Source organism: Micromonospora sp. NPDC049282 (assembly GCF_043197045.1).
GTDB lineage: Bacteria > Actinomycetota > Actinomycetes > Mycobacteriales > Micromonosporaceae > Micromonospora.
In genome coordinates this window covers 26,268-40,681 of sequence record NZ_JBICSL010000031.1, presented here as the reverse complement: position 1 = coordinate 40,681, position 14,414 = coordinate 26,268, and the positions used below count along the sequence as shown (strand labels likewise).

Here is a 14,414-nt window from a genome sequence, read left to right as displayed (position 1 = left end):
ACCCCCCGACCAGCCCACCAACTACCAGACACCCCACCGTCAACCCCACCCCACCAGCCCAAACAAGATGGAACTACTCCACGGAAAGAGTGGCCGTCCCAGGCGGGATGGCCACTCTTTCCGTGTAAGAGGCGCCCCTGTCAGGCGGTCAGGCGGTCAGGCGGTCAGGAACCGAAGTTGCCCGTGTTGATCAGGGTGCCGGCGATGGCGCTGATGATGCCGACGACCACGCCGACCGCACCGCAGATCAGGGCGGCCTTGGCCTGGCCGGCGTTGCTGGCCTCGCCGGCCTGGACCTTCTTCTGGCCGAGCACGCCGAGCACCACGCCGGCGATGCCGGCCGGGACGCCCAGCAGCGGGCAGCAGAGGCCGAGCACGATCGACACGATGCCGACGATCATGCCGATCAGGCCCAGCGTGTTGTTCTGGCCCCGACCCGCTTCCGGGCCGGCCGGGTAGCCGGCGGCCGGGTACTGCGGCGCGCCGCCGTACGGCTGCTGCTGCGCGTACGGGTCCTGGCCGTAGGGCTGGCCGGAGGTGGGCTGCCCGTAGGGCTGGCCCGAGGTCGGCTCGCCGTAGGGCTGACCGGAGGTCGGCTGCTGCCCGTACTGCGGGGGCTGCGGCGGCTGGCCGTACGGGTCGTGCGGCTGGGCGGTCGGGTCCTGGTTCGGCTGCTGGCCGTACGGGTCCTGGCCGGGGTAACCGGGCTGCATGTCAGGGAACTCCTCAGATTGAGTCGGCTGTCGGTCAGTTCGTGCCGGTGCTGCCGCCGACGAGACCCGCCAGGCCACCGAACAGGCAACACACCACAATGATGCCGATCCAGACCAGGCCGACGATCAGGGCCCACTTGGACCACTTCTTGGACTCGGCGGCGGCGGCCTGGGCGCCGGCGTAGTCGCCCTGCTAAATCAGCGGGTTGACCTTGGACGCGTTGATGATCGCCGGGATCGCGAGCGGCCAGAACAGGAAGATCGCGACGATCGACATCGTCATGTTGTTGTCGATCTGCTGCTGCTGCTGCTGCGGCGGCTGCTGCTGGGGGTAACCGGGCTGCATGGGGGGTGGCTCCTAGGTCCGGCGGCACGGCGAGGTGCCGGGTTCTCTGGGGGACGCGGGTCGGGCGTACGCCGGACACCGGGCGACCGGCAGCGTACCGCGACGGCGCCACCGGGGAGATCACCCGACAGGCCGCCGCCCGACGGCCGGACCGGCCGGCCTGCCCGATAGGGTTGCCGCGTGACCGAGCCCGCGTCCGTCGCCCGCCTCGTCGTCCTCGTCTCCGGCTCCGGCAGCAACCTCCAGGCGCTGCTGGACGCCGCCGCCGACCCCGGTTACGGGGCGCGGGTGGTGGCCGTGGGCGCCGACCGGGACGGGATCGCCGGCCTGGACCGGGCCGCCGCCGCCGGCGTGCCGTCCTTCGTCGAGCGGGTCAAGGACCACCCGACCCGGACCGACTGGGACAAGGCGCTCACCGCCCGGGTGGCCGAGCACCGGCCCGATCTGGTCGTCAGCGCGGGGTTCCTCAAGCTGGTCGGGCCGGAGTTCCTGACCGCGTTCGGCGACCGCTACCTCAACACGCACAACACGCTGCTGCCGGCGTTCCCCGGCATCCACGGCCCCCGCGACGCGCTGGCCTACGGCGTGAAGGTCACCGGGGCCACGCTGTTCTTCGTCGACGCCGGGATGGACACCGGCCCGATCGTCGCCCAGGTCGCCGTTCCGGTGCTCGACGACGACGACGTGGAGACGCTCACCGAGCGCATCAAGTCCGCCGAGCGGCGCCAGCTCGTCGAGCAGGTCGGCCGCCTGGTCCGTCAAGGTTGGACGATCACCGGCAGAAAGGTCAGCATTCCGTGAGCACCACTGAGGAAGGTCGCCGCCCGATCCGGCGCGCGCTGGTCAGCGTCTACGACAAGACCGGCCTGGCCGAGCTTGCCCGGGCCCTGCACGAGGCCGGCGTGGAGATCGTCTCGACCGGCAGCACCGCCTCGACGATCTCCGGGGCCGGGGTTCCGGTCACCTCGGTCGAGCAGGTCACCGGCTTCCCGGAGATCCTCGACGGCCGGGTGAAGACCCTGCACCCGAAGATCCACGGTGGTCTCCTGGCCGACCTGCGCAAGGACGCGCACGCCACCCAGCTCGACGAGCACGGCATCGCCGGGATCGACCTGCTGGTCTCCAACCTCTACCCGTTCCAGGCCACCGTCGCCTCCGGCGCCGACCTCGACGAGTGCGTCGAGCAGATCGACATCGGCGGGCCGGCGATGGTGCGGGCGGCCGCGAAGAACCACGCCTCGGTGGCGGTGGTGACCGACCCGGCCGCGTATCCGGCGGTGGTGTCCGCGCTCGACGGCGGCGGCTTCACCCTGGCCCAGCGGCGTGCGCTCGCGGCCCGGGCGTTCGCCGACATCGCCGACTACGACGTGGCGGTGGCCGACTGGTTCGCCTCGACGGTGGCCCCGGCCGAGGACGGCTGGCCGGAGTTCGGCGGGCTGGCGCTGCGCCGCCAGGCTGTGCTGCGCTACGGCGAGAACCCGCACCAGGCGGCGGCGCTCTACACCGATCCGGGCGCACCGGCCGGTCTGGCCCAGGCCGAGCAGCTGCACGGCAAGGAGATGTCCTACAACAACTACGTCGACGCGGACGCCGCCTGGCGGGCCGCGCACGACTTCCCCGACCAGCCGGCGGTGGCGATCATCAAGCACGCCAACCCGTGCGGCATCGCGGTCGGCGCGGACGTGGCCGAGGCGCACCGCAGGGCGCACGCCTGCGACCCGGTCTCCGCGTTCGGCGGCGTGATCGCGGTGAACCGGCCGGTCAGCGTGGAGCTGGCCGGGCAGGTGGCGGAGATCTTCACCGAGGTGCTGGTGGCGCCCGGCTTCGACGAGGGCGCGCTGGAGCTGCTGCGGGCCAAGAAGAACATCCGGCTGCTGCGGGCGCCCGCGTTCGCGCCGCGGCCGGCGGAGTGGCGGCAGGTCACCGGCGGCGTGCTGGTGCAGGCGCGGGACGCGGTGGACGCCCCCGGCGACGACCCGTCCGGCTGGACCCTGGCCACCGGCGACCCGGCGGACGAGTCGATGCTGCGCGACCTCGCGTTCGCCTGGCGGGCGGTACGCGCGGTGAAGAGCAACGCGATCCTGCTGGCCCGCGACGGCGCCACGGTCGGCGTCGGGATGGGCCAGGTCAACCGGGTCGACTCGGCGCGACTCGCGGTCAGCCGGGCCGGGGACGAGCGGGCCCGTGGCTCGGTCTGCGCCTCGGACGCGTTCTTCCCGTTCGCCGACGGCCCGCAGATCCTCATCGACGCCGGCGTCCGGGCGATCGTGCAGCCCGGCGGCTCGATCCGCGACGAGGAGACCATCGCGGCCTGCAAGGAGGCCGGCGTGACCATGTACCTCACCGGCACCCGGCACTTCTTCCACTGACGCGTCCGTGAACGCCGAGCGCGGCCGCCGGCCGCGCTCGGCGTTCACGGACCGTTGCCCGCCGTCGGAGGCGGTTGCTAGCGTGTGCCCGGCAGCAGCCGATCGACGTCCTCCGTTGTCTGCGAACCCGGCCGACGCGGCTTCCCTCGGGGAGGTGTGCCGATGCGCTCACGCGAGCGGCGCGGCGCCACCACCTCCCGCTCGGGCTTGATCCACTCCACTTCGGCGAGGTGGTGCCAACGGGAGGACCCCGATCCCACCACCTCGCCGAAACGGAGTCGATCAAGGCGGAGCGTGCGCGCGCTGACCGTCGCCGTCGTCACGCTGGCCTTCCTCCTGGCCGGCCCGGTCGTGCCGGCCAGCGCGACACCGCTCGCCGCCGGACCGGTTTCGGCCGACTCCGTGCCCGCCCGTGCCACACCTGCGCCGGCAGGGACACCTGCGCCGGCAGCGACACCTGCGCCGGCAGGGACACCTGCGCCGGCAGCGACACCTGCGCCGGTCGCGCCAGCGCCCGCCACGGCGCCCGCGCCGGCCAGGCACGCGGCCGACCCGGCGTACCCCCGACCGGTTGAACTCTCCGGCGGGCCGTGGGGTGACCAGCGCGGCGGCCTCCCCAACGGCGACGGGCCGGACGACCTGGTCCCGGTCGCGCCCCCGCGGACGGCCGGTCCGGTCGTGCCGGCGCGGCTGGCGCCCGGTCACCGGCCGGCGGTCCGGCCGTTGCCGCCGCGCGGCGTGCTGGCCGCTCGTGCTCCGCCCGCCGCCTGAGCCGCACCGGAATCCGCCGCGTCGACCCGGCGGTTCCGTGGCGCGTCGCCGTCACCCGCGAAGGCGCGCCGCGCTGCCCGAACGCCCGAATCTGAGGCCTCGTCCCCACTTCCTCCGGGGGACGGGGCCTCAGACGTCCCGCACCTCGGCGAAGTGGCAGGCCGACGGGTGCGGGTCGGCCGCGCGGGGCACCGTCTGCGGGTCCTGGACGGCGCAGACCTCCTCCGCCTTCCAGCACCGGGTGCGGAACCGGCAGCCCGACGGCGGGTCGGCCGGGCTGGGCACGTCGCCGGTGAGCCGGATGACGGTCCGCCGGTCGCGGGCCTCCGGGTCGGGCACCGGCACCGCGGAGAGCAACGCCTGGGTGTACGGGTGGGTGGCGCGCTGGTAGATCTGCTCCTCGGTGCCGATCTCCACGATCCGGCCCAGGTACATCACCGCCACCCGGTCGCAGATGTGCCGGACCACCGACAGGTCGTGCGCGATGAAGACGTAGGAGAGCCCGAACTCGTCCTGGAGCTGCTCCAACAGGTTGATCACCTGGGCCTGGATGGAGACGTCCAGGGCCGACACCGGCTCGTCGCAGACGATGATCTCGGGCCGCAGCGCGAGCGCCCGGGCGATGCCGATGCGTTGCCGCTGGCCGCCGGAGAACTGGTGCGGATAGCGGTTGATGTGCTCCGGGTTGAGCCCGACCACGTCCAGCAGCTCCCGCACCCGCTGCCGCCGGCTGCCCTTGGGGGCGGCGTCCGGGTGGATCGCGAACGGCTCGCCGACGATGTCGCCCACCGTCATCCGCGGGTTGAGCGAGGTGTACGGGTCCTGCATCACCATCTGCATGTTCCGCCGCAGCCGCCGCAGCTCCCCGCCGGATGCCTGGAACAGGTCCCGCCCCTCCAGCGTGGCCCGGCCGGAGGTCGGCGTCTCCAGCCGCATGAGCAGCCGGGCCAGCGTGGACTTGCCGCAGCCGGACTCGCCGACCACACCGAGCGTCTCGCCGCGGCGCAGCTCGAAGCTCACCCCGTCGACCGCCCGCACCGCGCCGATCTGCCGCTTGAACAGGACGCCCTGGGTGATCGGAAAGTGCTTGACCAGTTCGTCGACCCCGAGGATGGTCTCGCCCCGGACCTTGGCGGGGCTAGCGGGCACGGTCATCGTGGACCTCCTGCGCGAAGTGGCACGCGCTGGTCCGGCCGTCGCCGAGGACCAGGTCGTGCGGCACCTCGTCCACGCAGACCTGCCGCGCGTACGGGCAGCGGGGGTGGAACGGGCAGCCGGGTGGGATCCGCATCAGGTTCGGCGGCAGCCCTCGGATGGTCGACAGCGCCTGGCCGCGCACGTCGAGCCGGGGGATCGACTCCAGCAACCCCTTGGTGTACGGGTGGGCGGGCGCCCGGTAGAGCGCGCGCACGTCGGCGTGCTCGACGATCCGGCCGGCGTACATGACCGCGATCCGGTCCGCCACGCCGGCCACCACACCGAGGTCGTGGGTGATCAGGACCAGTGCCATGCCGAGGTCCCGGCGCAGGTCGGCCAGGAGGTCCATGATCTGGGCCTGCACGGTCACGTCGAGCGCGGTGGTGGGTTCGTCGGCGATCAGCACCTTCGGGTCCAGCGCCAGCGCCATGGCGATCATGACGCGTTGCCGCATCCCGCCGGAGAACTGGTGCGGATAGTCGCCGAGCCGCTTCGCCGCGGCCGGGATCCGGACCACGTCCATCAGCTCGACGGTGCGCCGGCGCGCGTCGGCCCGGGACAGCCCGGCCCGCTGCCGCAGCGACTCGCCGATCTGCCACCCGACCGGGAAGACCGGGTTCAACGCCGACAGCGCGTCCTGGAAGATCATCGCGATCTCCGCGCCGCGTATCCGCCGGCGCTCCTCCTCCGGCCGGGTGAGCAGGTCCCGCCCCTGGTAGCGGATCTGGCCGGAGCGGACGTACGCGGGCGGGGTGTCCAGGATGCCCATGATCGCCTGGGCGGTGACGGACTTGCCGGAGCCCGACTCGCCGAGCACGGCAAGCGTCTCGCCGGCGTCCAGGTGGTAGCTCACCCCGTTGATCACCCGGGCCACGCCCTCGCCGGTGCGGAACTCGACGTGCAGGTCCCGCACCTCCAGCAGGTGCCCGCCGGGCGGCGTGGGGGTGGCTGGCGTCGGCATCGGTCTCACCGCAGCTTCGGGTCGAAGGCGTCGCGGATCGCGTCGCCGAGCATGATGAAGGCGAGCACGGTCAGCGCGAGGAAGGTCGACGGCACGATCAGCGGTGTCGCCGACTCGCGCATGTGCACCCGACCCGCGTCGATGTCGATGCCCCAGGAGATGGTCGGCGCCTTCAGGCCGATGCCGAGGAAGCTCAGCGTGGCCTCGGCCGCGATGAACGAGCCGAGCGCGATGGTGAGCACCACGATGGCCGGCGCCAGCGCGTTCGGCAGGATGTGCCGCCACATGATCCGGCCGTTGCCGGCGCCGAGCATCCGGGCGGCGGCGACGTAGTCCTGCTCCCGGGCGGTGATGACCGAGGAGCGCACCACCCGGGCCGCGGTGGTCCAGCCGAGCAGCGCCAGCACCAGGATGACCGCGAACAGGCGTACCGTCTCGCCGCTCGTGCTCACCCGCTTGAGCAGCACGATCGCGGCCAGCAGCAGCGGGATGCCGAGCACGATGTCGATCACCCGGGAGAGCACCGCGTCGACCCAGCCGCCGAAGTAGCCGGCGAGCATCCCGACGACCAGCGCGATCACGCCGGTGATCAGCGCCGAGAGCGCGCCGACCAGCAGCGAGGCGCGGGCGCCGTAGACCGCGCGGGCGAACGTGTCGCAGCCCTGGAAGTCGTACCCGAAGATCGCCCCGCCGGACGGCCCGGCGTGCTGCCGGGAGAGCACGCAGTCGCGCGGGTCGTCGGCGGTGAACAGCCCCGGGGCGACGGCCATCGCGGCGACCAGCACGACCAGCAGCAGGCTGAGCCAGAAGACCGGGTTGCGGCGTAGGTCCCGCCAGGCGTCGCCGGCCAGGCTGCGCGGCCGGCGTGGCTCGCCGGCCCGGTCCGGGGTGCCGGGCTCGCCGGAGACCCCCCGCCGCGCCGACTGGTCCTCGGTCGCCGCCACCGTCTCGAAGTCACTCATATCTGATCCTCGGGTCGAGTACGGCGTAGAGCACGTCCACCACCAGGTTGGACAGCAGGTAGACCACGACGAGCACGCTGACGATGCCCACCACCAGCGGGCCGTCCTCGGTGCGGATGCCGCGGAACAGGTTGAAGCCGACGCCGGGGATGTTGAACACGCCCTCGGTGATGATCGCGCCGCTCATCAGGTTGCCGAGTTCGACGCCGAGGAAGGTGACCACCGGGATGAGCGAGTTGCGCAGCACGTGCACGCCGACGATGCGGCGCCGCACCAGGCCCTTCGCGCGGGCGGTCCGCACGTAGTCGGCGCGCAGGTTCTCCGACACCGACGTCCGGGTCAGCCGCAGCGCGGTGGCCAGTGACAACGAGCCGAGCACGAGGCCGGGCAGCAGCAGCGCCCAGAGGGAGGGCTGCGCGCCGGCCGTGGGTGGGAAGATCGGCCAGCGTACGCCGAGGAAGTACTGCGCCAGCGGGGCCAGCACGATGGTCGGGATGCCGAGCACCAGCAGCGTGAGCACGAGCGTCGCGTGGTCGAAGACGCCGGCTCGCCGGATGCCGGCGATCACCCCGGCGGTGACCCCGACGAGGATGGTCACGGCCATCGCGATCACTGCCAGCTTCACGGTGACCGGCCAGGCGGCGGCGAGGATGTCGCCGATCTGCCGGCCGGTGAGCGACTGGCCGAGGTCACCCCGGAGCAGGCCGCCCAGGTAGTTGAGGTAGCGGTAGAAGAACCCGCCGATCCCGGTCGCGTCCAGGTGGTACTTCTCGGTCAGGTAGGCGCGTTGGGCCGCGGTGACCGGTCGTTCCCCGGCGAGCGCCTGGATCGGGTCGCCCTGCCCGGCGAACATCAACGCGTAGACGATCAGCGTGGTCCCGAAGAAGGCGAGGACCATCTGGAGCAGTCGCCGCAGGATGAAGCGGAGCATGCTGGCAAGTCTGCCGAAAGAGGGCGAAATGCGTGCCAATGCCAGGGCCGGGCCACCCGGTGGGGGTGGCCCGGCCCGTGGTCGGTCAGGTCAGGCGACTTCGATCTTCAGCAGGTCCACCCGGTCGAAGAGGTCCACGTGGACGTTCTTGACCTTGGTCGAGTGGCCGAAGTTGTTCTGCCCGTACCGCAGCGGGATCACCGGCATGTCCTGCGCGAGCAGGTCCTCCGCCGCCTGGTACTTCTTGACCGCCTCGTCCTCGGTTGCCGCGCGGGCGCCCTCGGCGAGCAGCTTGTCGAACTGCGGGTTGCTGTAGCCGTAGTAGTTCGACGAGCCGTTGGTGCTGTACAGCGGGCCCAGGTAGTTCTCCATGGACGGGTAGTCCATCACCCAGCCCATCCGGAACAGGCCGACCGGCTGCTTTTGCTTGACCTTGGTCAGCAGGTCCGCGAACTTCGGCTCGGCGGTGCCGACGCAATCCACGCCCAGGTTGGCCTTGAGCTGGTTGCAGGTGGCGTCGATCCAGTCCTTGTGGCCGCCGTCGCCGTTGTAGGACAGCTCGATCTTCTTCGGGCCGCCCGCGGCCTCGTACATGGCCTTGGCCTTGGCCGGGTCGAACGCGCCGGCGGTGCCGATGGTGTTCTCCCGGTAGCCCGCGACCACCGGCGAGACGAACGAGCGGGCCGGCTGCTGGGAGTCCTTGAAGATCGACTTGGTGATCTCGTCCCGGTCGATCGCCATCGAGATGGCCTTGCGCACCTCGGGCTTGCTGAACTCCTTCTGGAACGTCGGGAACGCCAGCACCTGGAGCGACGAGGCCGGGCTCTGCTGGAACCGGTCGCCGAGGTCGGTGGCGGCGGTCGACAGGTTCTCGGTCGGGATCGTCTTGATCACGTCGAGGTTGTCCGACAGCACGTCCGCGTACGCGGCGGTCGGCTGCTGGTAGATCCGGAACTCGACGCCGCCGACCTTGGGCTGCTGGCCCGGGAACGCGTCGTACCTCTCCACCTCGACCTTGGCGTCGTGCTGCCAGTTGCCCTTCATCCGGAACGGGCCCTGGCCGATCGGCGCCTGCTCGTAGCCCTCGGCGAGCACGCCCGGCGCGGAGAAGGCCGCCTTGGGCAGCGGGTAGAAGGCGGTGTAGCCGAGCATGGTCTTGAAGTCCACGTACGGCGCGGTGAGCGTCACGGTGAAGGTCAGGTCGTCGACCTTCTTCAGGCCGCTCAGCGTCTCCGCCTTCGGCTTCTCGCCCTGCAGGTCCTCGTAGCCGGCGATCTTCTCGAAGAAGTAGCTCGAGTTCTGGCCGTTCGGCGCGTACGCGCCGTAGTTCCAGGCGTCGAGGTAGTTGTCGGCGGTGACCTGCTCGCCGTTGTGGAACGTGTAGCCGGGCTTCAGCTTGATCGTCCAGACCTTGTTGTCCGACGACGTCACCGAGTCGGCGGCCACCTCGTGCGGCTTGTTCGCCCCGTCGAAGTCGACGAGCGGGCTGAACAGGGCCGACAGCACCTGCGAGCCACTGGTCTCGTTCGTGTTGGTCGGCACCAGGTGCTGCGGCTCGGCGATCTCGATCCGCACGGCCGCATCGGGGTCGCTTGCGCCGCCGCCGCTGCCGCCGCCCGCGCCACAGGCCGTCAGGCCCAGGGTCACCGCGAGCGGGAGCGCGGTCCAGGCCGCGAGCCTACGAACACGCATGGAGTCTCCTCATCTCCTCACGCTGCGCGGTCGGCCCGACGCTGGGTGACGCTGCGCAACGAGCCGTAACGGTAGGTCGCGGTGCGGAGGATCGACAACGGATGGGTAACGGAGAAGTGACGGAACGTGCCCGGATGTATCGTTTCGGCCCATCGCTGATGACTCTCGGTGACGAAGGCCACGCGCCGACGCATCATCCCCGGGCGTCGCGGCCCGGGGTCGCGGACGTGAGACGATCACGGGGTGACGGCGACCATCCTGGACGGCAAGGCCACGGCGGCGGAGATCAAGGACGAGCTGCGGGCGCGGGTCAAGGCGCTCGCGGAACGCGGCGTCACCCCCGGCCTCGGCACGGTCCTGGTCGGGGAGGACCCCGGCTCCCAGGCGTACGTCAACGGCAAGCACCGCGACTGCGCCGAGGTCGGCATCGCCTCACTGCGGGTGACGCTGCCGGCCGACGCGAGCCAGGAGCAGCTCGACGCGGCGCTCGCCGAGCTGAACGCCGACCCGGCCTGCCACGGCTACATCGTCCAGCTCCCGCTCCCGGCCCACCTGGACACGCAGCGGGCACTGGAGTCCATCGACCCGGACAAGGACGCCGACGGCCTGCACCCGGTCAACCTGGGCCGGCTCGTGCTCGGCTACGACGCCCCGCTGCCCTGCACCCCGCGCGGCATCGTCGAGCTGCTGCGCCGGCACGACGTGCCGCTGCGCGGCGCGAACGTCGCGGTGGTCGGCCGGGGCAACACCGTCGGCCGCCCGCTCGGCCTGCTGCTCACCCGGCGCAGCGAGAACGCCACCGTCACGCTCTGCCACACCGGCACGCTCGACCTCGCCGCGCACACCCGCGCCGCCGAGATCGTCATCGTCGCCGCCGGGGTGCCGGGGCTGCTCACCGCCGACATGGTCACCCCCGGGGCGACCGTGGTGGACGTCGGCATCACCCGGGTGATCGGCGACGACGGCAAGGGGCGCTACACCGGCGACGTCGACCCGGAGGTGGTCGGAGTGGCCGGCAAGGTGGTGCCGATGCCGGGTGGCGTCGGCCCGATGACCCGGGCCATGCTGCTGACAAACGTGGTGGAGCGGGCCGAGCGGGACGCCTGACCACCCAGACAGGTCATAACCGTCCGCCCCTCGCCCGATCGGTGCCAGGATGGCTGATACGGTCCGGGAAACCGACTGGTAGCAGGGAGTGGGACGACCATGGGTAAGAAGGTCACTGTCGTCGGGGCCGGCTTCTACGGCTCCACCACCGCGCAGCGTCTGGCCGAGTACGACATCTTCGACACCGTCGTGATCACCGACATCGTGGAGGGCAAGCCGGCGGGCCTCGCGCTGGACCTCAACCAGTCGCGCGCGGTCGAGGGCTTCGAGACCACTGTCGTCGGCGTCACCACCGGCCCGAACGGCGAGGGTTACGAGGCCATCGAGGGCTCCGACGTGGTCGTCATCACCGCCGGCCTGCCGCGTAAGCCGGGCATGAGCCGGATGGACCTGCTGGAGACGAACGCCAAGATCGTCCGTCAGGTCGCCGAGAACGTCGCCAAGTACGCCCCGAACGCCGTCGTCATCGTGGTGTCGAACCCGCTCGACGAGATGACCGCGCTGGCCCAGCTGGCCACGCAGTTCCCGAAGAACCGGGTGCTCGGCCAGGCCGGCATGCTCGACACCGCCCGGTTCACCAACTTCGTCGCCGAGGCGCTGAGCGTACCGGTGAAGTCGGTGCGGACCCTGACCCTCGGCTCGCACGGCGACACCATGGTCCCGGTCCCGTCCAGGAGCACCGTCAACGGCAAGCCGCTGCGCGACGTCATGCCGGCCGAGCAGATCGAGGAGCTGGTCGTCAAGACCCGCAACGGTGGCGCCGAGGTCGTGGCGCTGCTGAAGACGGGCTCCGCGTACTACGCCCCGTCCGCCGCCGCGGCGCGGATGGCGAAGGCCGTGGCCGAGGACTCCGGCGACGTCATGCCGGTCTGCGCCTGGGTCGACGGCGAGTACGGCATCTCCGGCGTCTACCTGGGCGTGGAGGCCGAGATCGGCGCCCAGGGCGTGAAGCGGGTCGTCGAGACCGAGCTGGACGCCGACGAGCGAGCCGCCCTGAACGAGGCCGCCGAGGCCGTCCGCGCCAAGCAGGCCGACATCTCCTCCCTCTGACCCCAGCACCACCCGCCGAAGGGCGGCCGGCGGGACGCCGGCCGCCCTTCGGCATCCCACCCCCACCCCCGGTGATCAAGGAGTTTGGGTCCGCGCCGAGCCCGATCCAGACACAAACTCCTTGATCAACTCCTGGGTGGGGTGGGGTGGGGGGTGAAGGGGTGGGAGAGGTGGGGGGTGGCCAGGAGGAGGGGGGAGAGGGTCGACAGGACGTGCTCGCGGGTTCGGCGGGCTTCGGACGGGTTCTCCTCGTGGGCGTAGGTAAGCGACGGGTCGACCAACTGGATCGCGTGCACCAGGAGGTCGCCTGTGACAAGGAGGCGGTCGTCGCCCTGCTCGACGAGCACGGACTGGTGGCCGGGGGTGTGGCCGGGCGTGCTCAGCACGCGTACCCCGGGGGTCAGGTCCGTGTCGCCGTCGACCACCCGCAGCCGGCCGGCGGCGCGCAACGGCCCCAGCAGCCGGGCCGGCAGCTCCGGGTGGAACAGCTCCAGCGCGGCCAGCTCCGCGCGCTGGATGAGGTGGTCGGCGTTCGGGAAGAGCGCCCCGGCCCAGCCGACGTGGTCGGTGTGCAGGTGGGTGAGGACGACCGTGCGGACGTCCGCCCGGTCGATGCCGGCGGCGGCCAACTCGTCGGGCAGCCGTCCCGGCACCGGCGCCCAGCTCGCGGCGAGCGCGTCCGCGCCGCCGATGCCGGCGTCGACCAGGGTGACCGGTCCGTCCCCGGTACGCAGCGCGAACGCGCGGAACGGCAGCAGCCAGCCGCCGTCCGGCCCGACGGCTTCCGGGTCCCGGCGGTCCGCCTCGCGCCACTGGGCCTCGACGGCGTCGGGGAACGCCTCCGCCCGGGGCTGGAAGAAGGGGCCCGTGCCGTCGAGCAGCGCGGTGATCGTGACGGACCCGAGCGTGTGCGTCAGCGGCATCCGGGAAGGATGCCACCACGAGGCCGGCTGGGGCGCCCCGGGCGGTTTCCAGTACGCTCGTACTGCTTGAGCACGTGTCCCCCGAGAGGAGCGCCGGCCGATGGCGAAGATCAAGGTAAACAACCCGGTCGTGGAAATCGACGGCGACGAGATGACCCGGATCATCTGGAAGCAGATCCGGGAGCAGCTGATCCTGCCCTACCTCGACGTCGACCTGCACTACTACGACCTGTCGATCCAGTACCGCGACGAGACCGACGACCAGGTCACCGTCGACGCCGCCAACGCCATCAAGGAGCACGGCGTCGGCGTCAAGTGCGCCACCATCACCCCGGACGAGGCCCGGGTGGAGGAGTTCGGCCTGAAGAAGATGTGGCGGTCGCCGAACGGCACCATCCGCAACATCCTCGGCGGCGTGGTCTTCCGCGAGCCGATCATCATGTCGAACGTGCCGCGGCTCGTCCCGGGCTGGACCAAGCCGATCATCATCGGCCGGCACGCGCACGGCGACCAGTACAAGGCCACCGACTTCGTCGTCCCCGGCCCGGGCAAGGTCACCATCACCTACACCCCGACCGACGGTTCCGCGCCGATGGAGATGGAGGTCGCCAACTTCCCGGGCGGCGGCATCGCCATGGGCATGTACAACTTCGACGAGTCGATCCGGGACTTCGCCCGCGCCTCGTTCCGGTACGGCCTGGACCGCAACTACCCGGTCTACATGTCGACCAAGAACACCATCCTCAAGGCGTACGACGGCCGGTTCAAGGACATCTTCGCCGAGGTGTTCGAGGCCGAGTTCAAGGCCGAGTTCGACGCCGCCGGCCTCACCTACGAGCACCGGCTGATCGACGACATGGTCGCCGCCGCGCTCAAGTGGGAGGGCGGGTACGTCTGGGCCTGCAAGAACTACGACGGTGACGTGCAGTCCGACACCGTCGCGCAGGGCTTCGGCTCGCTCGGCCTGATGACCTCGGTGCTGCTCTCCCCGGACGGCCGCACCGTCGAGGCCGAGGCCGCGCACGGCACGGTGACCCGGCACTACCGGCAGTACCAGAAGGGCGAGAAGACCTCGACCAACCCGATCGCCTCGATCTACGCCTGGACCCGGGGCCTGGCCCACCGGGGCAAGCTGGACGGCACCCCGGCGGTCACCGAGTTCGCCAACACGCTGGAGCAGGTCATCGTGGAGACCGTCGAGGGCGGCCAGATGACCAAGGACCTCGCGCTGCTCATCTCGCGGGACGCCCCGTGGCTGACCACCGACGAGTTCATGAACGCGCTCGACGAGAACCTGGCCCGCAAGCTCGCGGCCTGATCACCTCGCCGACCACCACGGAGCCCGCCGGCACCCGCCGGCGGGCTCCGTGGTGTCCCGGCCGGGCCCCCGCG

Annotated in this window: 14 protein-coding genes and 1 pseudogene; 5 read left to right on the top strand and 10 right to left on the bottom strand. The window is 71.6% G+C overall.

From position 1 onward, the window contains the following. Positions 1-164: 164 nt before the first annotated feature. Both ACGFI2_RS30060 and ACGFI2_RS30055 read right to left on the bottom strand, forming a co-directional pair. A complete protein-coding gene (locus ACGFI2_RS30060; protein WP_393523430.1) occupies positions 165-713 on the bottom strand; it encodes a DUF4190 domain-containing protein in 549 nt (182 codons plus the stop codon). Positions 714-747: 34 nt separating this feature from the next. Then, positions 748-1,059: pseudogene (locus ACGFI2_RS30055) on the bottom strand (CD225/dispanin family protein). A gap of 180 nt (positions 1,060-1,239) precedes the next feature. On the opposite strand from ACGFI2_RS30055, the gene purN reads away from it, so the two are divergent. Continuing rightward, on the top strand, positions 1,240-1,860 hold the full coding sequence (gene purN / locus ACGFI2_RS30050; RefSeq protein WP_393523428.1) for a phosphoribosylglycinamide formyltransferase: 621 nt from the start codon (positions 1,240-1,242) through the stop codon (positions 1,858-1,860). Beyond that, positions 1,857-3,428 (top strand): bifunctional phosphoribosylaminoimidazolecarboxamide formyltransferase/IMP cyclohydrolase, encoded by a 1,572-nt coding sequence (purH, locus tag ACGFI2_RS30045; RefSeq protein WP_393523425.1) that lies wholly within the window; start codon positions 1,857-1,859, stop codon positions 3,426-3,428. The genes purN and purH overlap by 4 nt, the downstream gene beginning before the upstream one ends. A gap of 77 nt (positions 3,429-3,505) precedes the next feature. Here the strand turns inward: purH and ACGFI2_RS30040 are convergent, their stop codons facing one another. The 7 genes from ACGFI2_RS30040 to ACGFI2_RS30010 all read right to left on the bottom strand — a co-directional run bounded on the left by ACGFI2_RS30040 (position 3,506) and on the right by ACGFI2_RS30010 (position 10,124). Continuing rightward, positions 3,506-3,751, bottom strand: coding sequence for a hypothetical protein (locus ACGFI2_RS30040; RefSeq protein ID WP_393523422.1), 246 nt, complete (start codon positions 3,749-3,751; stop codon positions 3,506-3,508). A 577-nt stretch (positions 3,752-4,328) separates the two neighbouring features. Beyond that, positions 4,329-5,354 (bottom strand): ABC transporter ATP-binding protein, encoded by a 1,026-nt coding sequence (locus ACGFI2_RS30035; RefSeq protein ID WP_393523420.1) that lies wholly within the window; start codon positions 5,352-5,354, stop codon positions 4,329-4,331. After that, on the bottom strand, positions 5,338-6,357 hold the full coding sequence (locus ACGFI2_RS30030; RefSeq protein WP_393523418.1) for an ABC transporter ATP-binding protein: 1,020 nt from the start codon (positions 6,355-6,357) through the stop codon (positions 5,338-5,340). The genes ACGFI2_RS30035 and ACGFI2_RS30030 overlap by 17 nt, the downstream gene beginning before the upstream one ends. 5 nt (positions 6,358-6,362) lie before the next feature. After that, positions 6,363-7,319: an ABC transporter permease gene (locus ACGFI2_RS30025; protein ID WP_393523415.1), complete on the bottom strand. Its 957-nt coding sequence runs from the start codon at positions 7,317-7,319 to the stop codon at positions 6,363-6,365. Then, positions 7,312-8,250, bottom strand: a complete 939-nt coding sequence (locus ACGFI2_RS30020; RefSeq protein ID WP_393523413.1) for an ABC transporter permease — start codon at positions 8,248-8,250, stop codon at positions 7,312-7,314. The genes ACGFI2_RS30025 and ACGFI2_RS30020 overlap by 8 nt, the downstream gene beginning before the upstream one ends. Positions 8,251-8,340: 90 nt before the next feature. Then, entirely contained in the window at positions 8,341-9,942 is a 1,602-nt protein-coding gene (locus ACGFI2_RS30015) for an ABC transporter substrate-binding protein (RefSeq protein ID WP_393523410.1), read from the bottom strand. A gap of 17 nt (positions 9,943-9,959) precedes the next feature. Continuing rightward, positions 9,960-10,124 carry a hypothetical protein gene (locus ACGFI2_RS30010; RefSeq protein WP_393523408.1) on the bottom strand — a complete coding sequence of 55 codons (165 nt, stop codon included), beginning with the start codon at positions 10,122-10,124 and terminating at the stop codon, positions 9,960-9,962. Between the two features lie 61 nt (positions 10,125-10,185). Between ACGFI2_RS30010 and ACGFI2_RS30005 the strand changes: the two genes are divergently transcribed. Further along, positions 10,186-11,049 carry a bifunctional methylenetetrahydrofolate dehydrogenase/methenyltetrahydrofolate cyclohydrolase gene (locus ACGFI2_RS30005; RefSeq protein WP_393523405.1) on the top strand — a complete coding sequence of 288 codons (864 nt, stop codon included), beginning with the start codon at positions 10,186-10,188 and terminating at the stop codon, positions 11,047-11,049. Between the two features lie 99 nt (positions 11,050-11,148). Further along, complete coding sequence (gene mdh, locus ACGFI2_RS30000; RefSeq protein WP_393523402.1) at positions 11,149-12,099, top strand: malate dehydrogenase; 951 nt, start codon at positions 11,149-11,151, stop codon at positions 12,097-12,099. A 125-nt stretch (positions 12,100-12,224) separates the two neighbouring features. Here the strand turns inward: mdh and ACGFI2_RS29995 are convergent, their stop codons facing one another. Then, positions 12,225-13,022 carry an MBL fold metallo-hydrolase gene (locus tag ACGFI2_RS29995; protein WP_393523399.1) on the bottom strand — a complete coding sequence of 266 codons (798 nt, stop codon included), beginning with the start codon at positions 13,020-13,022 and terminating at the stop codon, positions 12,225-12,227. 100 nt (positions 13,023-13,122) lie between these two features. Here ACGFI2_RS29995 and ACGFI2_RS29990 point away from each other — a divergent pair, with 100 nt between their 5' ends. After that, on the top strand, positions 13,123-14,340 hold the full coding sequence (locus ACGFI2_RS29990) for an NADP-dependent isocitrate dehydrogenase (protein WP_393523396.1): 1,218 nt from the start codon (positions 13,123-13,125) through the stop codon (positions 14,338-14,340). Positions 14,341-14,414: the final 74 nt, after the last annotated feature.

Bases quoted from the DNA above. Each gene is read 5' to 3' on its own strand.
- ACGFI2_RS29990 (WP_393523396.1), top strand. From the start codon at position 13,123: ATGGCGAAGATCAAGGTAAACAACCCGGTCGTGGAAATCGACGGCGAC.
- ACGFI2_RS30035 (WP_393523420.1), bottom strand. From the start codon at position 5,354: ATGACCGTGCCCGCTAGCCCCGCCAAGGTCCGGGGCGAGACCATCCTC.
- ACGFI2_RS30030 (WP_393523418.1), bottom strand. From the start codon at position 6,357: ATGCCGACGCCAGCCACCCCCACGCCGCCCGGCGGGCACCTGCTGGAG.
- ACGFI2_RS30020 (WP_393523413.1), bottom strand. From the start codon at position 8,250: ATGCTCCGCTTCATCCTGCGGCGACTGCTCCAGATGGTCCTCGCCTTC.
- mdh (WP_393523402.1), top strand. From the start codon at position 11,149: ATGGGTAAGAAGGTCACTGTCGTCGGGGCCGGCTTCTACGGCTCCACC.
- ACGFI2_RS29995 (WP_393523399.1), bottom strand. From the start codon at position 13,022: ATGCCGCTGACGCACACGCTCGGGTCCGTCACGATCACCGCGCTGCTC.
- ACGFI2_RS30025 (WP_393523415.1), bottom strand. From the start codon at position 7,319: ATGAGTGACTTCGAGACGGTGGCGGCGACCGAGGACCAGTCGGCGCGG.
- ACGFI2_RS30015 (WP_393523410.1), bottom strand. From the start codon at position 9,942: ATGCGTGTTCGTAGGCTCGCGGCCTGGACCGCGCTCCCGCTCGCGGTG.
- ACGFI2_RS30060 (WP_393523430.1), bottom strand. From the start codon at position 713: ATGCAGCCCGGTTACCCCGGCCAGGACCCGTACGGCCAGCAGCCGAAC.